The sequence below is a fragment of the Halobium salinum genome, from assembly GCF_026586625.1.
Lineage (GTDB): Archaea > Halobacteriota > Halobacteria > Halobacteriales > Haloferacaceae > Halobium > Halobium salinum.
This window is the reverse complement of the sequence record NZ_JAODIW010000006.1, coordinates 695,446-711,012: the sequence shown is the minus strand read 5'-3', so window position 1 is coordinate 711,012 and position 15,567 is coordinate 695,446. Positions and strand designations below refer to the sequence as shown.

Here is a 15,567-nt window from a genome sequence, read left to right as displayed (position 1 = left end):
TCACGAGTACGGGGCGATGAAGACCGACAGCACCGTCGTCGACGGGCGGACGTTCCTCGTCACGGCGCTGGACGGAACGCCGGCTCGGGCACACGACGGCTACTACCACCGGGACACCCGACACCTCGACCGGTACGAGGCGGAAATCGACGAACAGTCCCTGGAGACGCTTCACGTCGCGGCCCCTCGACCGGGGGAGCGGACGGTCCACCGCTCGACGCCCCTCGACCGGGGGTCGCGCTCGGTACACCTGTGTCACCGGCAGGTCGTCACGGACGGCCTGTACGATGAGGTGACCGTGAGCAACCTCCGCGGGGAGCCCCAGTCGGTGACGCTGTCGCTCTCCGTCGGGGCCGCCTTCGAGGACCTGTTCGAGGTTCGAGGCCACGAGGCCTCCGTCGAGCGAGACGTACGGGTCGGCGTCGGCGACCGACGGGTGACGTTCGGTTACGACCCGGCGGACCTCGACCGCTCGTGGGCGACGACGGTGTCCGTCTCGCGTGGCTCGGTCACCGAGACGCGAACTGGCGCGGGTCGGGCCGACGCGGTGGTCGAGGTCGACCTCGATCTCGACCCGGGTGAGAGCGTCCCCGTCACGGTAGCGATCGAACCGGAGCGACCGGACGGAACGACGCTCGACCCCGCGACCGCGAGGGGGACGGCCCTCGACCGCGTCGACGAACGCGAACGGGAGTGGGAGGCGGAGACGGGAGCGCTCGCCGGCGGCGATGCGACGAACGGCGGGGTCGACGGCGACGCGGTCGCCGACGAGACCGGTCGGCCCGACGACATCGCGGAAGACGATTGGGCGCCGGTGCTCGACGAGAGCCGAGAGAATCTGCTCGAACTCCGCCTCGACACCGAGCACGGGCCGATGTTCGCCGCCGGCGTCCCGTGGTTCTCGACGGCGTTCGGCCGGGACTCGCTCATCGCCGCGGTCCAGGCGCTCCCGCTCACCGCGGCGCCGGCGAAGGGAACCTGCCGCTTCCTCGCCGCCCACCAGGCCGAGTCGGTCGACGAGTTCCGCGAGGCGGAACCGGGGAAAATCCTCCACGAGCTGCGCGAGGGGGAGCTCGCCGAGCGCGAGCAGGTGCCCCACTCCCCGTACTACGGGACCATCGACGCGACGGCCCTGTTCGTCGTGCTGGTCCACGAGACGTGGCGGTTCACCGGTGACGACGCGTTCGTCGAGTCGCTCTGGGAGGACGTCGAGGCCGCGCTCGGCTGGTGTGCCCGACACGGCGACCGCGACGGCGACGGGTTCCTCGAGTACCCCACCGACGGGGAGGCGCTCACCCACCAGGCCTGGAAGGACAGCGGCGACGGCATCGTCGGACCGGATGGGGGCCACCCGGAGGGACCCCTCGCCGTCGCCGAGGTGCAGGGGTACTACTACGACGCGCTCCGCCGTGCCGCCGACCTCGTGCGCGGAGTGATGAACGACGAGGACCACGCCGCCGCGCTCGACGACCGCGCTGCGACCCTCGCGGACGCCTTCGACGAGGCGTTCTGGCTCCCCGAGGAGTCGTTCTACGCCGTCGCGCTCGACGGGGAGAACGACCCCGTCGAGAGCGTCACGACGAACCCGGGACACTGCCTCTGGAGCGGCATCGTCCCGGACGAGCGGGCCGACGCCGTCGTCGACCGACTCGTCGCCGACGACGTGTTCACCGGCTGGGGACTCCGGACGTTGTCTGCGACCCACGAAGCCTACAACCCGCAGAGCTACCACCGCGGCAGCGTCTGGCCGCACGACTCCTCGCTCGTCGCGCTCGGGATGGCCCGGTATGGTCGCCGGGAGGCCGCCGAGGCGGTCGCGAACGGGCTCGTCGAGGCCGCCGTCGAGCGCGGGAACGACCGGCTTCCCGAACTCTTCGCCGGGTTCGACCGCGACGACACTGGCGTGCCCTTAGAGTACGGCGAGGCATGCGAGCCACAGGCGTGGGCCGCCGCCGCACCGCTCGCCTGCCTCCGAGCGGTCGGGCGGGTCGACGGTCCGCCGCTCGACTTCTGAGGGGCGCCGACAGTACGCGCCGAATCCGCCGTCTTCGGGACGGTCCTGGCAACCACGTCGGTAGGGGGAAATCGACGACAGCGTTGCCACGTCGGTACTCGGACCCCCCTTCCATCCGAGAGTCGGACGGACGAGACTGCCCGGCGCCGGTGTGTCTCCTGCGTGGAGTCGTCTTCACCACCGCGACAGCGAGACGGCCGGAAATGGATTCCGGCCGTCGTGGCGCTCAGTCGTCTCCCGCCGTCCCGTCGCGTACCATCCCCGTCCGCTCGTCGCCGAGGGCGCTGTCGCGGAGGTCCCGCTCGATCTCCTCCAGCGAGCGGCCCTTCGTCTCGGGAACGAGGAAGTAGGTGAACGCGAGCGCCGCGAGCGTGAGGGCGGCGTACAGCCAGAACGTGCCGGATTGGCCGGCCACGTCGATGAGACCGAGGAACGTGAGCGCGACCACGAGGTTCGCGACCCAGTTGATGACCGTCACGACGCCCATCGCGGTCCCGCGCACCTGCAGCGGGTAAATCTCCGAGATGAGCAGCCAAAAGACGGGGCCGAGTCCGATGGCGAAGAACGCCACGTACAGCATCAGGCAGGCGAGCGCGACCCACCCGATAACTCCGGAGAGCCCGGGGAGGGCGAACGCCGTCCCGAGACCGAGGAGGGTGATGATCATCCCGGCGAGCCCCGTCAAGAGGAGCGGGCGTCGGCCCGCGCGGTCCATCAGGAGGACGGCGACGATAGTCATCCCGACGTTGACGACGCCGATGCCGACCGTCGCGAGAATCGAGGCGGTGTTGCCGAACCCGGTCGACTCCAGCACGGTCGGCGCGTAGTAGATGACGGTGTTGATACCCGTCACCTGTTGGAAGGCGGCGAGACCGATGCCGACCACGAGCGCCGGCCGAATCCACGGTTTAAGCAGGTCGCCGACGCCCCCGTCCTGCGTCTCCGCGGTCTCACGGATCTCTTCGAGTTCCGACTCCACCTGCGCGTCGGTCCGGGTGCGCGACAGCACGGCGCGAGCGTCGTCCTCGCGCCCGCGCTCGACGAGCCAACGGGGGCTCTCGGGCATGAACAGCATCGCGCCGACGAGGATCAGGGCGGGCACCATCCCGGCGCCGAGCATCCAGCGCCAGCCGGCGGCGCCGAACAGCGACTGGGCGAGTTCGAGCACGGGCCCCTCCGAGAACGCGTAGTTCACGAAGTACGAGACGAGGATGCCGCTCGTGATGGCGAGCTGGTTGAACGAGACGAGCGACCCTCGAATCTTCGGCGGCGATATCTCCGAGATGTACAGCGGGCCGACGATGGAGGCGAAGCCGATGGCGACGCCGTCGACGAGGCGCCCGACGATGAGCACTTCGACGGTCGGCGCCACGGCCATCAGCAACGACCCGACGAAGAACACGACGCCGCCGACGATAATGAGCCGACGCCGTCCCCAGCGGTCGGCCAGCCGGCCGCCGAGCGCGGCGCCGACTGCGGCACCTGCCAGCGCCCCGCTGACGACGACGCTCTCGACGAGACTGGACATGACGAACGCCTCCCGGATGTAGAGGAACGCACCCGAGATGACGCCGGTGTCGAAGCCGAACAGCAGTCCGTTCAGAGCGGCGAGCGCGGCGGCTACGTACGTGAACCGTCCGCCGCCTGCCGTCGACCCGTGGGTACTCGTTGCCATATAGATTCAGTTATTCGTGGAGATTCGGCATAGAACTACAATAGTTTCGGCTTATACGGGATGAAAGAGTATGAAAAACAATATTGGTTACGTTTTTCAAAGAACATGGCGAGCAGGGTCGTTGAGTGCTAAGCTGACGGGCGAGTCGGTCGATTCGAGTCGGAGGGGGCCGACTGACCCGAGCTCCCGGGGACTGGACCGAGTTCTCGGGGTGAGCACCTAAGACGGTTCGCCGGAGACGATGGAAAGCCCCGACTGCAGCGGTGCCGAAGGTGACACACTGGACAGAGACGGGACGGACGAGCAGGTCAGGAGGAGAGGTGCGAACGCGAACGCTCCGTCTCGGAGCCGCGTCCGGTGCGGGTGTGGTCCACGTCGTCGGTATCGACGACGCGAGCGAACACCCGCTCGGGGTCCTTCGAGCGCGCCCAGTGCAGGCGCGTGCGGGCCGCGAGGGACAGCTTCCGGCGGGTCGACAGCGACGGCGTCGCGGTGAGCGTGTCGTAGCCCCGTTCGCGGATGAGCCGGTGGTGGTCCGCGTACAACACCGCCGCGAGCAACACCGGGAACCGGCAGTCGGCCGGGAGATGCCGGATGCCGGCCACGCCCTCGTGGTACAGCGACTCGGCGCGGGCCATCTCGTCGCGCATCGCCGCGGCGACGCCGTCGTCGAACCGCCGGTCGAGAATCTGCTCGACGCTCACGCCGTGCTTCGAGAGGGTCGTCCGCGGGAGGTACACCCGGTCGCGCTCGACGACGTCCTCGCCCACGTCGCGGAGGAAGTTCGTCAGCTGGAACGCCTCGCCCAGCGCGATGGCGCTCGGGTACGCCCTCTCGGCCGCCTCGCCGTCGAGTCCCATGATTTCGGTCATCATCGTGCCGACCGCCGCCGCCGACCCGCGCATGTACGCCTTCAGTTCGTCGTAGTCGGCGTAGGTGTCCTTCGACACGTCGGTCGCCATCGCGTCGACGAACGTCTCGACCTCGCGGTCGGGGATGCCGTACTCCTCGCGAACCTCGCTGAAGCCTCGTAGGACGGCGTCGTCCGTCTGAGGCGCCGCGTCGCCGACGCCGGAGTCGTCCGTCGGAGGCGCAGTGTTGCCGACGCCGGAGTCGTCCGTCTGAGGCGCAGTGTCGCCGACGCCGGAGTCGTCGGTCTCTCGGCGACCGAGCGCGGCCGCGCGGAACTCGTCCAATCGGCGGCGCTGTTGCTCGGGGGTCAGGCCCCCGTCGGGGTCGTCGACGACCTCGTCGGCGAGGCGGAAGAAGGCGTAGAGGACGTACGTGGGGTGGCGCACGCGCTCGGGGAGAAAGCGCGTCGCGAGGTGGAACGTCTTCCCGGTCCGCTGCTGGATAGACTTGCTGAGTTCGAGTTGTCGGTGGCTGACCATCGATGAATCACGTGTGAGTTCCGCCTCGGGACGCCGCGTCACGCCCGCCTCCTCGAGGTCGTCCGGTGAGAGACACGGGGCGGGTCGGGAGTTCGCATCCGGTCGGAAGGGAGGTGCGGCCGGCAGCGTCGAATCCGATGACGCTACCTCGCCGCCCGCAGTCGGTACTACGGACGGATACGGATTAAGCGAACCACCCTATCAGTAAGGTGTCCGCGCGCGGAAGCGGTAGTGCGGAGCCGGACTGGACGTCGTCGGTTCGCGACCGAGGCGACTGTCGATAGACCGCGGTCGGGACGAGGCAGTCGCGGCGCGGAGACCCCGTATTTCAGCCGCTCTCGTCGAAGAACTCGCCGAGCAGTTTGCGCTGTGCGGCGACCAGATGCTGGTGGAAGGTGGCGCGGGTGACCCCCATCGACGCCGCGAGGTCGTCGCCGGTGACGGGCCGCGGGCGGTCGAAGTAGCCGCCGATGTACGCCTTCTGGAGGGCGGCGTACTGGCGGTCCGTGAGTCGGTCGCGGACGCTGGCGAGGTACTCGGCCTTCGTCTTCGCCGGGCGGGTCCGCTCGCGGTAGGAACGGAACTCGGTCCCCGGGTAGCGTTCGCGGAGCCGGTCGACGACCGCCCCGGTGTCGGCGTCGGCCGGGAGCGTGACGCGGAGGCGGGCCTCGCCGTCCTCGGCGGTGATGGCCTGCGTCCGGGCGCCGTCCTCGGCGAGCAGGCCGACGATGGACTCCTCGTCGAGCGACACCTCGACGGTGCCGGTGCCGTCGCGCTCGGCGAGCACCGAGGCCGAGGCCACGTCGGGCGACGCTTCGAGCAGTGCCACTACCTCCGCGGGCGGCGCCCCCGAGACGGTGAAAAAGAGGCTCGTCGCCCCCTCGACCCCGTAGACGCTCCCGGCGTACTCGAGGCGACAGTCGGTACGCTCCGAAACGTCGACGAAGAACAGCGACGGGTCCCTGAGGGTGAGTTCGAGTTCGCCGACGTTGTCCGCGGTCAGCACCCGTTTCGACTCGAGCGCGTTGAGTGCGGTCGCCACGGCCCGACCGAGGGCCGCGAGGACGGCCGTGTCCCGTTCGTCGAAGGCGCCGTCGGCGTACACCGCGAGCACCCCGTACGTAGTCTTGCGGTACGCGAGCGGCACCGCCGCTACCGTCTCGTAGCCGGCGACGGGCGCCGGCACCTGACCCGGTGGGAGGTCGTCGACCTCGGCGACGACGACCTCCCGACTCTCCAGTGCCTGCCGTAACGGGGAGGCCTCCGTGTCGGGGACGGAGAGTTCGGAGACGACCGCTCCGCCCGTCGACGCCGACGCGTTCTCGGCCGCGGCCGTACCGGCGTCCGGCCGACCGGCCGACGCCCGCGTCCGGAACGTCTCGTCGGCCCGGTCGGGGGCGACGAGCCACGCGAAACCGTAGGGGTCGGTGGCGGCGACTCGGTCACACACCGCCCGCTCGACCTCCTCGCGACTGGCGGCCGCGACCAGCGTGTCGGTCACGTCGCCGAGCAAGCCGTTCATCCGGTCGAGCAGGTGCTCGAGGTGTTCGCGCTCGGCCTCCAGGGCGAACTCGGCCTCCTTTCGCTTGGTGACGTCCGTCTGGAACCCCACGAAGTGCGTGAGGTTCTCGTCTGCGTCGTGGACGGGGGCGATGGTGACCTCGTTCCAGAACGGGGTCCCGTCGCGGTGGTAGTTGACGATTTCCACCTCGACCTCCCGGCCGGCGTTCAACGCGTCCCGCATCTCCTGGATGGCTTCCTCGGAGCTGTCGGGCCCCTGCATGAACTTGCAGTTGCGCCCCAGCGCCTCGCTCGCGGAGTAGCCGGTCATGCGCTCGAAGTTCTCGTTGACGTAGATGAGCGGCCGGTCGGCCGTCGCCTCCGCGATGGTGATACCGACCGGCGCCTCGGCCAGCGCGCGCTCCTTCAGGAAGGCGTCGGCGCCGGCGCCGACGCCGTCGGCAACGGGTCGTGCGCCGCCGGCAACGGGTCGTGTGTTGCTGGGAGCGGTGGTGGGTGGCTCGGTGTCCGGACCGTCGGCCGGCGAGTCGGTGTCCGAACCGTCGGCCGCCGGCCAGTCGGGGAGCGCCGCGACCCGCGAGTCGAGGCGTTCCGCGTCGGCCTCGCTGTCGTCCGACCGCGGGACGTACGCCGTGGCACCGGCGGCGAGGGCGTCGGCCGCGAGGCGTTCTCCGCCCTCGCGGGGGAACAGCACGACCGGAAGCGTCGGCCGCCGCTCGCGCACTGTCCGAAGGACGGCGAGGGCGTCGACGGTCGGCGGGTCGTGGTCGACGACGACACAGTCCGCGGCCCCGAGTTCGTCGGGCGCCGGGTCCCGCTCGACGTGTGCGGTCTCCGCGAACGCGCGCTCGACGACGGCACCCGTCCGTCGGTCGGCGACGACGAGGACGTGGGGGAGACGAGTGGTCATCGGTCTCGGTTCGCCCGGCGGGGCCTTAGCCGCTTGCCCGTTCCGCGGGGCAATGGACTAAAGTGCGAGTGTCGTATGCTAGCTTATGGCAGTCGTGGTCGACATGAGCGTGCCGCCCGACGTGCTCGGACCCGCGCGAGTGCTGGGGGAGGAGGCGCGGGTCGAGTTCGACCGGGTGGTCCCGAACGGCGAGACGGGGGTGGCACCGTACGTCTGGGTCGAATCCGATGACTTCGGGGCGTTGGAGGCGTGTCTCCGGGGGGCGCCGTCGGTCGAACGGTTCGACCGGCTCGAAGGGGGTCGAGGGGAGCGGCTGTACTCCGTGAAGTGGCGGCGGGTCGAGCCGGACGCCCCCGACATCTTCACCTGCCTCGCCCTCGTCGACGCGGCGGCGATGTGGGTCCGCGGAGAGGGCGGGTCGTGGACGTTTCGCGTCCGGTTTCCGGACGAGTCGAGCGTGTCGACGTTCGCCGCTCACTGTGCCGAGCACGGGGTGACGATGGAGCCGCTCCGCATCAGTCGGAACGGCCACCGGAAGCGGGCCGCCGTCGATCTCACCGACGAGCAGCGGGAAGCGCTCGTGGCCGCGGTTCGGCGAGGGTACTTCGAGGTGCCGCGCCGCGCGACCCTCTCCGACCTCGCCGACGAACTCGCCGTGAGCGACCACGCCGTCTCCGAGCGGTTGCGGCGCGGCCTCGGTCGTCTCGTCGCACAGGTGGTTACCGCCGACGGGGTGGGGGGCGACTGAGCGACGAGCGACTGAGTGACGAGCGACCAGGCTGGACGGAACACCCGGGAGGCAGAACCGCCGACCGCCGACTGACAGGTCACCACCCCGACCGCTTAGCACGACCCTAGCAGGCAAAGACGACGGGACGAGGGGAACGACCGGGACGGCGAGACCGACGCCGGAGACGGGTTGAACGGACCGGGAGGGAACAACCGTCCCGACCGATGGACGGCCGGCGGTCGGCCGCTGCCGAGCGGGAGCGGTACCGGCGGTGACGCTCGGGACCGACGCGAAACGCCGCGTAACCGCTCGAAACGAATCGAAACGAATCGAAACGGCCGTGCGGAGTTTTACCACGACGTCGTGTGGGCAGAGGTGATGGCAGTCAACGAACGAACGGTGCCCTCAGGCTCTCGGGAGAGCGACGCGCGCGTCGACCAGGTCGCGAAGGTGCTCACCGACGCTCGCCTCCGCGAGGTGCTCGACGCCCTCTCGTCGATGGACGACCGGGTCCACCTCGACGCGCTGGCGGAGCGCCTCCGCGCCCGCGGACACGACGACTGCGACGACGTGGCCGCGCGTCTCCACCACGTCCACCTCCCGCGGCTCGCCGACATCGGCGTCATCGCCTACGATGCGGCCGAGAACCGCGTCGAACACCAGGAGTGGCGCGTCGCCGACGTGCTCTCGGTCGCCGGCGCGGCCCTCGGCGACGGCGCGGGCGACTCGTCGCGGCTCTGAGACGGCACGAGTCGAGACGCAACGACGCTGAGACGCCGGGTCGCTGCGGGTCCCCCCGACCGAAACAGGTCACTCCCATCGACAGTTCGGTCGTCCGGACCGTCCCCCAACGTCGAGAATCTTCACGATAGACGGGGTCAGACGCCCGCCGGCCCGCACTCATATAACCCCGACGGGCCAAGGATTCACCAGCTACCCCGACCCACTCATGGCCGACGATTCCGACCCCCCGAACGATTCCGACACGCCGGACGTCGAACCGCTGCTCGACGGCGGCCAGCTCATCGTCGTCTCCAACCGCCAGCCGTACAGTCACGGCTACGACGAGGACGGCGAGGTGACCGTCAGTCGTCCCGCCGGCGGGCTCACCGCCGGTCTCGACCCCGTGATGCAGCGCGTCGAGGGGACGTGGATTGCGTGGGGCGACGGCGACGCCGACCGCGAGGTCACCCCCGAAGACGACACCGTCGAGATGCCACCCGAGGACCCCGCCTACCACCTCCGCCGCGTGTGGCTCACGGACGAGGAGGTCGACCAGTACTACTACGGCTACTCCAACCGGGTACTGTGGCCGCTGTGTCACGGCGGCATCTGGAAGACCGACTTCGCCGACGAACACCGCGAGGCGTACGAAGCGGTCAACGAGAAGTTCGCGCGCGCCGTCCGCGAGGAGGCAGACGACGACGCCGTCGTCTGGTTCCAGGACTACCACTTCACCCGAGCGCCGCGGATGGTCCGCGAGGCGATGCCCGACGCCTTCCTGATGCACTTCTGGCACATCACGTGGCCCGGCTGGGACACGTTCCGCTCGCTCCCCCACGGCCAGGAGACCCTCGAAGGGCTGCTCGGCAACGACCTCGTCGGCTTCCACACCGGCCAGTACGTCGAGAACTTCCTCGACTGCATCGAACGGGGGCTCGACGGCGCGACCGTCGACCGCGGCAACAACCGCGTCGAGTACGACGGCCGGACGACCGAAATCGAGTCGTTCCCGCTCTCCGTGGACTTCGAGGGCATCGCGGCGTCCGCCGAGCGCTTCGACGCCGAGGACTGGGACGCCTTCCGCGAGGAGTACGGTATCACCGGCGAGCGCGTCGCCGTCGGCGTCGACCGCCTCGACTACACGAAGGGCGTCCCCGAGCGGCTCAACGCCCTCGAACAGCTCTGGGAGGACCACCCCGAGTGGCGCGGCGAGTTGACCTACGTCCAGAAGGCCAGCGAGTCGCGTTCCATCATCCCCGACTACCGGGACCTCCAAGACCGCGTCACCACCGGCGTCGACCGCATCAACGAGCGCTTCGGCACCGACGACTGGACGCCGGTCGTCTACCTCGACGAGCATCTCGACGGCGACACCCTCAACGGGCTCTACCGCCACAGCGACGTGATGCTCGTCAGCGCGCTCAGAGACGGGATGAACCTCGTCGCCAAGGAGTTCGTCGCCGCACAGGTCGACGAGACGGGCGTGCTCGTCCTGTCGAACCAGACCGGCGCCTTCGAGGAGCTCGGCAAGCACTCGGTCGGAATCAACCCCCACGACACCGACGAGTTCGCGGCGGCCATCGGCGAGGCCCTGCGGATGCCCGAGGACGAGCGCCGGGAGCGCATGCACACGATGCGCGAGTGGGTCGAGACCCACGACCTCTCGCGGTGGATGAAGGACGTGTTCGAGGGTGCCGCGGACGTTCGCATGAAACGGCGCATGGGGATGGACTGATGGGGGACGACTCGGACGCTTCGACCGATGCGGATGCGGACGAACTCCCGCCCGTCCTCTGGGATCGCGAGGACGAGGTAGCCGCCCTGTTCGACGCGGCTCCCGGTCTCCTGTTCTGTTCTGACTTCGACGGCACGCTCACGGCCATCGTCGACGACCCCGACGCCCCCGAGATTCGCCCGGACTGCGCCGACGCGCTCCGACGGCTCGGCAGCCTCGACGGCGTCCGCGTCGCGCTCGTCAGCGGGCGAGAGTTGGCGGACCTCCGCGATCGGGCCGGCATCGAGGGCGTCGGCTACGCGGGCAACCACGGCCTGGAGATGGTGCTCCACGAGGACCACGGGGACGACCTCGGCGAGGTGTGGGCGGACGTCGGCGCCGACACCGACAACGACGAGGCGGACGCTCCCGCGTCGTCGACCGCCGGGAGCGACGACGTGACGGTCCACCCCGTCGCCGCCGCCCGTATGAGCGACATCGAGCGGGTCTGCGAACTCGTGCGCGAACGACTCGAACTCGACGGACTCCACGTCGAGTCGAAAGACGTGACGGCGACGGTCCACTACCGGAACGTCGCGGGCGACCCCGGCGAGGAGGTGCTCGAGACCGTCGAGTCGGTCGTCGAAGAGGTCGCCGAGGGCCGCCTGCATGTCTCCGAGGGGAAGGCCATCGTCGAGGTCGGTCCCGCCATCCCCTGGGACAAGGGGAAGGCCGTCGACGTGTTCGCGGCGGACGTCCCCGACGACTGGCTCGTCGTCTACGTTGGCGACGACACGACCGACGAACACGCCTTCCGCTCGCTCGACCCGACGGGACTCTCGATACACGTCGGCGAGGACCCCGAGACGGACGCCAGGTATCGGCTGCGGGATCCCGAGGACGTCGAGGAGTTCCTGAAGTGGGTTGTCGACCGTCTCGACGTCTGAGTACCCTTCATTCTCCCCCAGTAACGCGGAATCAGCGGCGAATGTCCCGCCGAGGGAGAGTTGGGATTCCTGCTAAAGTATCCTGAAATACTATATTGAGCTGGTATTAGTGGGGGACCGGCTTTGTCATCAGGAACTAGAAGACATCGACTACCCTGACGAAGGAGGACTTGTAGGGTGTTCAACTATATGGACGGCAGACGTACCTAGGATCATGCCGTCCAACATCCCGCTATTCGAGATCCCCTGGGACGAGCGCGAAATCAGCAACGCGACGCGCTCCATCAGCCGCGGCAGTCACTGGACGAAGGGTCCGTTCGTTGATGAGTTCGAGGACCGGCTTGCCGACTACTTCGGCGTGGACCACGCCCTTACCGTCAACTCGGGAACGACGGCGCTCGGCGCTGCCCTCAAGTCACTCGGCGTTGGTCGAGGGGACAAGGTAATCGTCCCCTCGTTCACCTTCGTCGCAACCGTCAATTCTGTTCAGCTTGCCGGAGCAAAGCCGGCGTTCGCTGACATCGAACGCGAGACCCTGGGACTGGACCCCGAATCCGTCGAGGCCGTCATTACTGACGATGTAGTTGGCCTCCTTCCGGTTCATCCCTACGGCGCCGGTTGCCGCATCGAGGAGTTGGTCGACATCGCCGCAGACTACGGGTGTTGGGTCCTTGAGGATGCGGCCGAAACTTTCGGCGCCGAGGTCGACGGTCGGAAGTTGGGGACGTTTGGAGAGGCCGCAGCGCTCAGTTTCTGCCAAAACAAGGTCCTCACGACCGGTGAGGGTGGGGCGATCATCACCGATGACGACGACCTCGCGACGCAAATTCGGCTGTATCGTTCCCACGGACGCGCCAGCTCGAGTTTCTTCGAGTCCGCTCAGACTGGCACCTACGTCTCGCTCGGCACCAACATCAGGATGCCCGACCTGATTGCAAGCATCGGCTGTGCACAGCTAGATAAGATAGACGACCTCATCGGCGGGCGGCAGGCCGCGGCAGGGCGCCTTAACGACGGGTTCTCCGCGGTGAAGGGTGTCGAACCAGTACCATACCACCCCAATGGGACGAACGTCTACCAACTGTACAGCGTTGTTCTCGGCGATGGCGTCGACCGGGACGAACTCATCGCGTCGCTCGCAGCCGACGGGGTTGCCGCGAAGGTATACTGGGAGCCCTCCGCCCACCAGACCGACTACTACCGCGGACAAGAGCGGTACACCAACGTGACGCTCCCGGTCACAGAGGAAATTGCCTCCCGCGTACTTTCGTTGCCTATCCACCCAAAACTGACCGAGGCAGAGACCGACCGAGTCGTAAACGCGGTTCGCAAGGGAGTCGAAAATCAACCGTAAGGTGTCGAAAGGGAGGTGTAACCCATTGTTGCCGTACGTTAACCGGACCCCACTGAACGGTTCTGTGTCCATTGTTCTCAATGGCTATTCCACAACGTTCCTCACTATTCATATCCATAGTCGAACATCATCATAGACATGTCAGCCTGCGGAAGGGGCAGTCGGAAGTTAGTGGTTAAACCCGGAACGACTCAGCAGGATACGATATGGCTCATCGACCAGACCGAACTCGGAATCGCTATGATCGTTGACAACAGCGACCACTTGGTCGGAACGGCCACCGATGGAGACATTCGATGTAGCATTCTCAGCGGCGTCTCGCTCGACGCCTCCGTCGAGGAGGTTGTCAACGAGGGTCCAGTAACTGCCTCGCCCGCGCAGTCTGATGACGAAAAGCACTCGGCCTTCACTGACCTCCTCCAAGGACGCTACCGAGGCCGAGAGTCGTTCTTCCTCCCCGTCGTCGATGACAAGGACCGTCTCATCGATGTTCAGCGCCTCACCGCGGAGGGCACCCGCCTCAACAAGAAGACCACGCGCCAGCCGCTACAGTCCGTCTTGGTAATCGGTGGGGCGGGCTACATCGGCTCCGTCCTCAGTCGGAAGTTGCTCGAGCATGGGTACGAGGTGACCGTCCTCGACAACCTCACCTACGGCGACCAGGGAATCGCGGAAATCGAGAGCGAACGATTCACGCTCGTCGAAGGGGATATGCGTTCCACCGAGATACTGACGGATGCCATCCGGGGCATGGACGCCGTTATTCATCTCGGAGCGATCGTCGGCGAACCAGCGTCGAATCTCGACCCACAAAAAACCCTCGAGATGAACTACCACGCGACGAGGCTGGCGGCCGACATCTGCAAGTCCCATCAGGTGAACCGATTCCTCTTCGCCTCGACCTGTAGCGTCTACGGACGCGCCGTGGACGACCGCGAACGCCTCACAGAGGAGTCGGGGGTCAACCCGGTGTCGCTGTACGCAGAGACGAAGGTGCGCTCCGAGCAGGCGCTGCTCAAGATGGCGACGGAGCACTTCTCGCCCACCGTCTTTCGGATGGCAACCATCTTCGGACACTCACCGCGAATGCGCTTCGACCTCGTCGTGAACATCCTCACCGCGAAGGCAGCCACCGAGGGCACCATCCCCATTTTCGGTGGGAAGCAGTACCGCCCGTTCGTCCACGTCGCCGACGCCGCACAGGCGTACATCGACTGCCTGCAGGCGCCCATCGAGGACGTGTCTGGCCAGGTGTTCAACGTCGGTTCTGACGAAGAGAACTACCGCATTATTGAAATCGGCGATCTGGTCTCCGAGGCGTTCCCGAACGCCGTCGTGGACCACCGCCCGGAAGACACCGACCAGCGCAGCTACTGCGTCGACTTCTCGAAGATACGTGAGGTCCTCGGGTACGAGACCGAATACACTGTTGTCGGCGGCGTCGACGAGATGGCAGAGGCGCTCAACGGTGGGCTCTACGGTGACTACACTGACACCGTCTACCACAATAGCCGCTCACTCGAGAGACAGTTGCAAGCCACGGAGGCAAGCGATTGATCCCGGTCGTCGCGGATCATATCCTGACGAACGGGCCGGGGAGCCACAGATGAAGGCCGCAATGTACCACTACGTACGGCCGGCGTTCGCCGAGACTGCACCACACGGCTACTACCACCTGTCATTCGATGATTTCCGACGCCAGTTAGACCACCTCATGGAGACGTACGGCATCGTCGATCGGGAGGCGTTTGTCGAGTGGCTCCACAGCGAACGCCCTCAGCCTGAAGGTGTCGTCCTCACGTTCGACGACGGCCTGGCGGACCACCACGAGTGGGTCCATCCCGAACTCCGAGCAAGAGGGCTATGGGGCGTCTTCTTCGTCTCGACTGAGCCACTCTCAAGCAGCAAGGCGCTGTCTGTCCACCGTGCCCACGCCCTACTCGGAGCTCACGGCCCCGAGCGTGTCCACCGGACGCTCAGAGACGTGATGGAGGAACAGGCAATCGTCGTGGACGACAGCATCACCGATGGCTACGACCACCGCGTCGGCGACGACGACGCGAGCGCGGTGAAACAGGCGGTGAACTACGAACTGCCCGTCGACTGTGTCAGCGAGGTCCTCGACGCGATCGAGGACCGGCTGGGCAGCAGCATCGACGCTGGCAGCTACTACGCCAACAGGACGGCCCTGCGGGCACTCTCGGAGGCGGGCCACCTTCTCGGTGCCCACACGGTGTCGCATCTGGTGCTCTCGCGACTTAGTGTCGAGCGCCAGCGCACAGAAATAGCGGGGTCGTTGGACGCGGTCCGGGACATCGCCCCCACCCAACCGGTCTCCCTGTTCGCGTACCCCTTCGGCGGGCGCGAGACGTTCAGCTCGGAGACGATACGCGTCCTTGACGCCCTCGGTTGTGACGCTGCGTTCACGACCGAGCCAGGTGACCTGCCGGCCCGAACTGACCGCCGCTGGGCCACGCTCCCGCGATGCGACTGTAACGAGTTCCCCCACGGGAGCGCCACGTTCGGCTTCGGTCGTCTGGAATCACCTGCGGACAACTGAATCAACGATCAATCCAAAGAGTGCGACC

At 67.5% G+C, this 15,567-nt stretch carries 11 protein-coding genes; 8 read left to right on the top strand and 3 right to left on the bottom strand.

The genetic code is table 11. The annotated features are described in order from the left end of the window. Positions 1-16: 16 nt before the first annotated feature. The gene (locus tag N5095_RS06910; protein WP_267622020.1) at positions 17-2,014 is read left to right on the top strand and encodes an amylo-alpha-1,6-glucosidase; all 1,998 of its coding nucleotides are present in this window, start codon (positions 17-19) and stop codon (positions 2,012-2,014) included. Positions 2,015-2,240: 226 nt separating this feature from the next. Here N5095_RS06910 and N5095_RS06905 read toward each other — a convergent pair whose 3' ends face one another. From N5095_RS06905 to N5095_RS06895, 3 genes are all read right to left on the bottom strand, one after another. Next, the gene (locus tag N5095_RS06905) at positions 2,241-3,689 is read right to left on the bottom strand and encodes a sugar porter family MFS transporter (RefSeq protein ID WP_267622019.1); all 1,449 of its coding nucleotides are present in this window, start codon (positions 3,687-3,689) and stop codon (positions 2,241-2,243) included. Between the two features lie 308 nt (positions 3,690-3,997). Continuing rightward, entirely contained in the window at positions 3,998-5,080 is a 1,083-nt protein-coding gene (locus N5095_RS06900) for a phytoene/squalene synthase family protein (RefSeq protein ID WP_267622018.1), read from the bottom strand. A 328-nt stretch (positions 5,081-5,408) separates the two neighbouring features. After that, positions 5,409-7,511 (bottom strand): bacterio-opsin activator domain-containing protein, encoded by a 2,103-nt coding sequence (locus tag N5095_RS06895; RefSeq protein WP_267622017.1) that lies wholly within the window; start codon positions 7,509-7,511, stop codon positions 5,409-5,411. A gap of 85 nt (positions 7,512-7,596) precedes the next feature. On the opposite strand from N5095_RS06895, the gene N5095_RS06890 reads away from it, so the two are divergent. The 7 genes from N5095_RS06890 (at position 7,597) to N5095_RS06860 (ending at position 15,539) form a co-directional block, all read left to right on the top strand. Further along, positions 7,597-8,259 (top strand): helix-turn-helix domain-containing protein, encoded by a 663-nt coding sequence (locus tag N5095_RS06890; RefSeq protein ID WP_303651553.1) that lies wholly within the window; start codon positions 7,597-7,599, stop codon positions 8,257-8,259. Between the two features lie 360 nt (positions 8,260-8,619). Beyond that, complete coding sequence (locus N5095_RS06885; protein ID WP_267622016.1) at positions 8,620-8,982, top strand: DUF7344 domain-containing protein; 363 nt, start codon at positions 8,620-8,622, stop codon at positions 8,980-8,982. A gap of 208 nt (positions 8,983-9,190) precedes the next feature. Further along, complete coding sequence (locus N5095_RS06880; protein ID WP_267622015.1) at positions 9,191-10,699, top strand: alpha,alpha-trehalose-phosphate synthase (UDP-forming); 1,509 nt, start codon at positions 9,191-9,193, stop codon at positions 10,697-10,699. Then, positions 10,699-11,625 carry a trehalose-phosphatase gene (otsB, locus tag N5095_RS06875; RefSeq protein ID WP_267622014.1) on the top strand — a complete coding sequence of 309 codons (927 nt, stop codon included), beginning with the start codon at positions 10,699-10,701 and terminating at the stop codon, positions 11,623-11,625. The genes N5095_RS06880 and otsB overlap by 1 nt, the downstream gene beginning before the upstream one ends. 214 nt (positions 11,626-11,839) lie before the next feature. After that, complete coding sequence (locus N5095_RS06870) at positions 11,840-12,979, top strand: DegT/DnrJ/EryC1/StrS family aminotransferase (protein WP_267622013.1); 1,140 nt, start codon at positions 11,840-11,842, stop codon at positions 12,977-12,979. Positions 12,980-13,117: 138 nt separating this feature from the next. Next, positions 13,118-14,536, top strand: a complete 1,419-nt coding sequence (locus tag N5095_RS06865; protein ID WP_267622012.1) for an NAD-dependent epimerase/dehydratase family protein — start codon at positions 13,118-13,120, stop codon at positions 14,534-14,536. Between the two features lie 49 nt (positions 14,537-14,585). Then, entirely contained in the window at positions 14,586-15,539 is a 954-nt protein-coding gene (locus N5095_RS06860) for a polysaccharide deacetylase family protein (protein WP_267622011.1), read from the top strand. Positions 15,540-15,567: the final 28 nt, after the last annotated feature.

Excerpts from the sequence above, each read along its gene's own strand:
- N5095_RS06910 (WP_267622020.1), top strand. The coding sequence starts at position 17 with ATGAAGACCGACAGCACCGTCGTCGACGGGCGGACGTTCCTCGTCACG.
- N5095_RS06905 (WP_267622019.1), bottom strand. The coding sequence starts at position 3,689 with ATGGCAACGAGTACCCACGGGTCGACGGCAGGCGGCGGACGGTTCACG.
- N5095_RS06900 (WP_267622018.1), bottom strand. The coding sequence starts at position 5,080 with ATGGTCAGCCACCGACAACTCGAACTCAGCAAGTCTATCCAGCAGCGG.
- N5095_RS06895 (WP_267622017.1), bottom strand. The coding sequence starts at position 7,511 with ATGACCACTCGTCTCCCCCACGTCCTCGTCGTCGCCGACCGACGGACG.
- N5095_RS06890 (WP_303651553.1), top strand. The coding sequence starts at position 7,597 with ATGGCAGTCGTGGTCGACATGAGCGTGCCGCCCGACGTGCTCGGACCC.
- N5095_RS06885 (WP_267622016.1), top strand. The coding sequence starts at position 8,620 with ATGGCAGTCAACGAACGAACGGTGCCCTCAGGCTCTCGGGAGAGCGAC.
- N5095_RS06880 (WP_267622015.1), top strand. The coding sequence starts at position 9,191 with ATGGCCGACGATTCCGACCCCCCGAACGATTCCGACACGCCGGACGTC.
- otsB (WP_267622014.1), top strand. The coding sequence starts at position 10,699 with ATGGGGGACGACTCGGACGCTTCGACCGATGCGGATGCGGACGAACTC.
- N5095_RS06870 (WP_267622013.1), top strand. The coding sequence starts at position 11,840 with ATGCCGTCCAACATCCCGCTATTCGAGATCCCCTGGGACGAGCGCGAA.
- N5095_RS06865 (WP_267622012.1), top strand. The coding sequence starts at position 13,118 with ATGTCAGCCTGCGGAAGGGGCAGTCGGAAGTTAGTGGTTAAACCCGGA.
- N5095_RS06860 (WP_267622011.1), top strand. The coding sequence starts at position 14,586 with ATGAAGGCCGCAATGTACCACTACGTACGGCCGGCGTTCGCCGAGACT.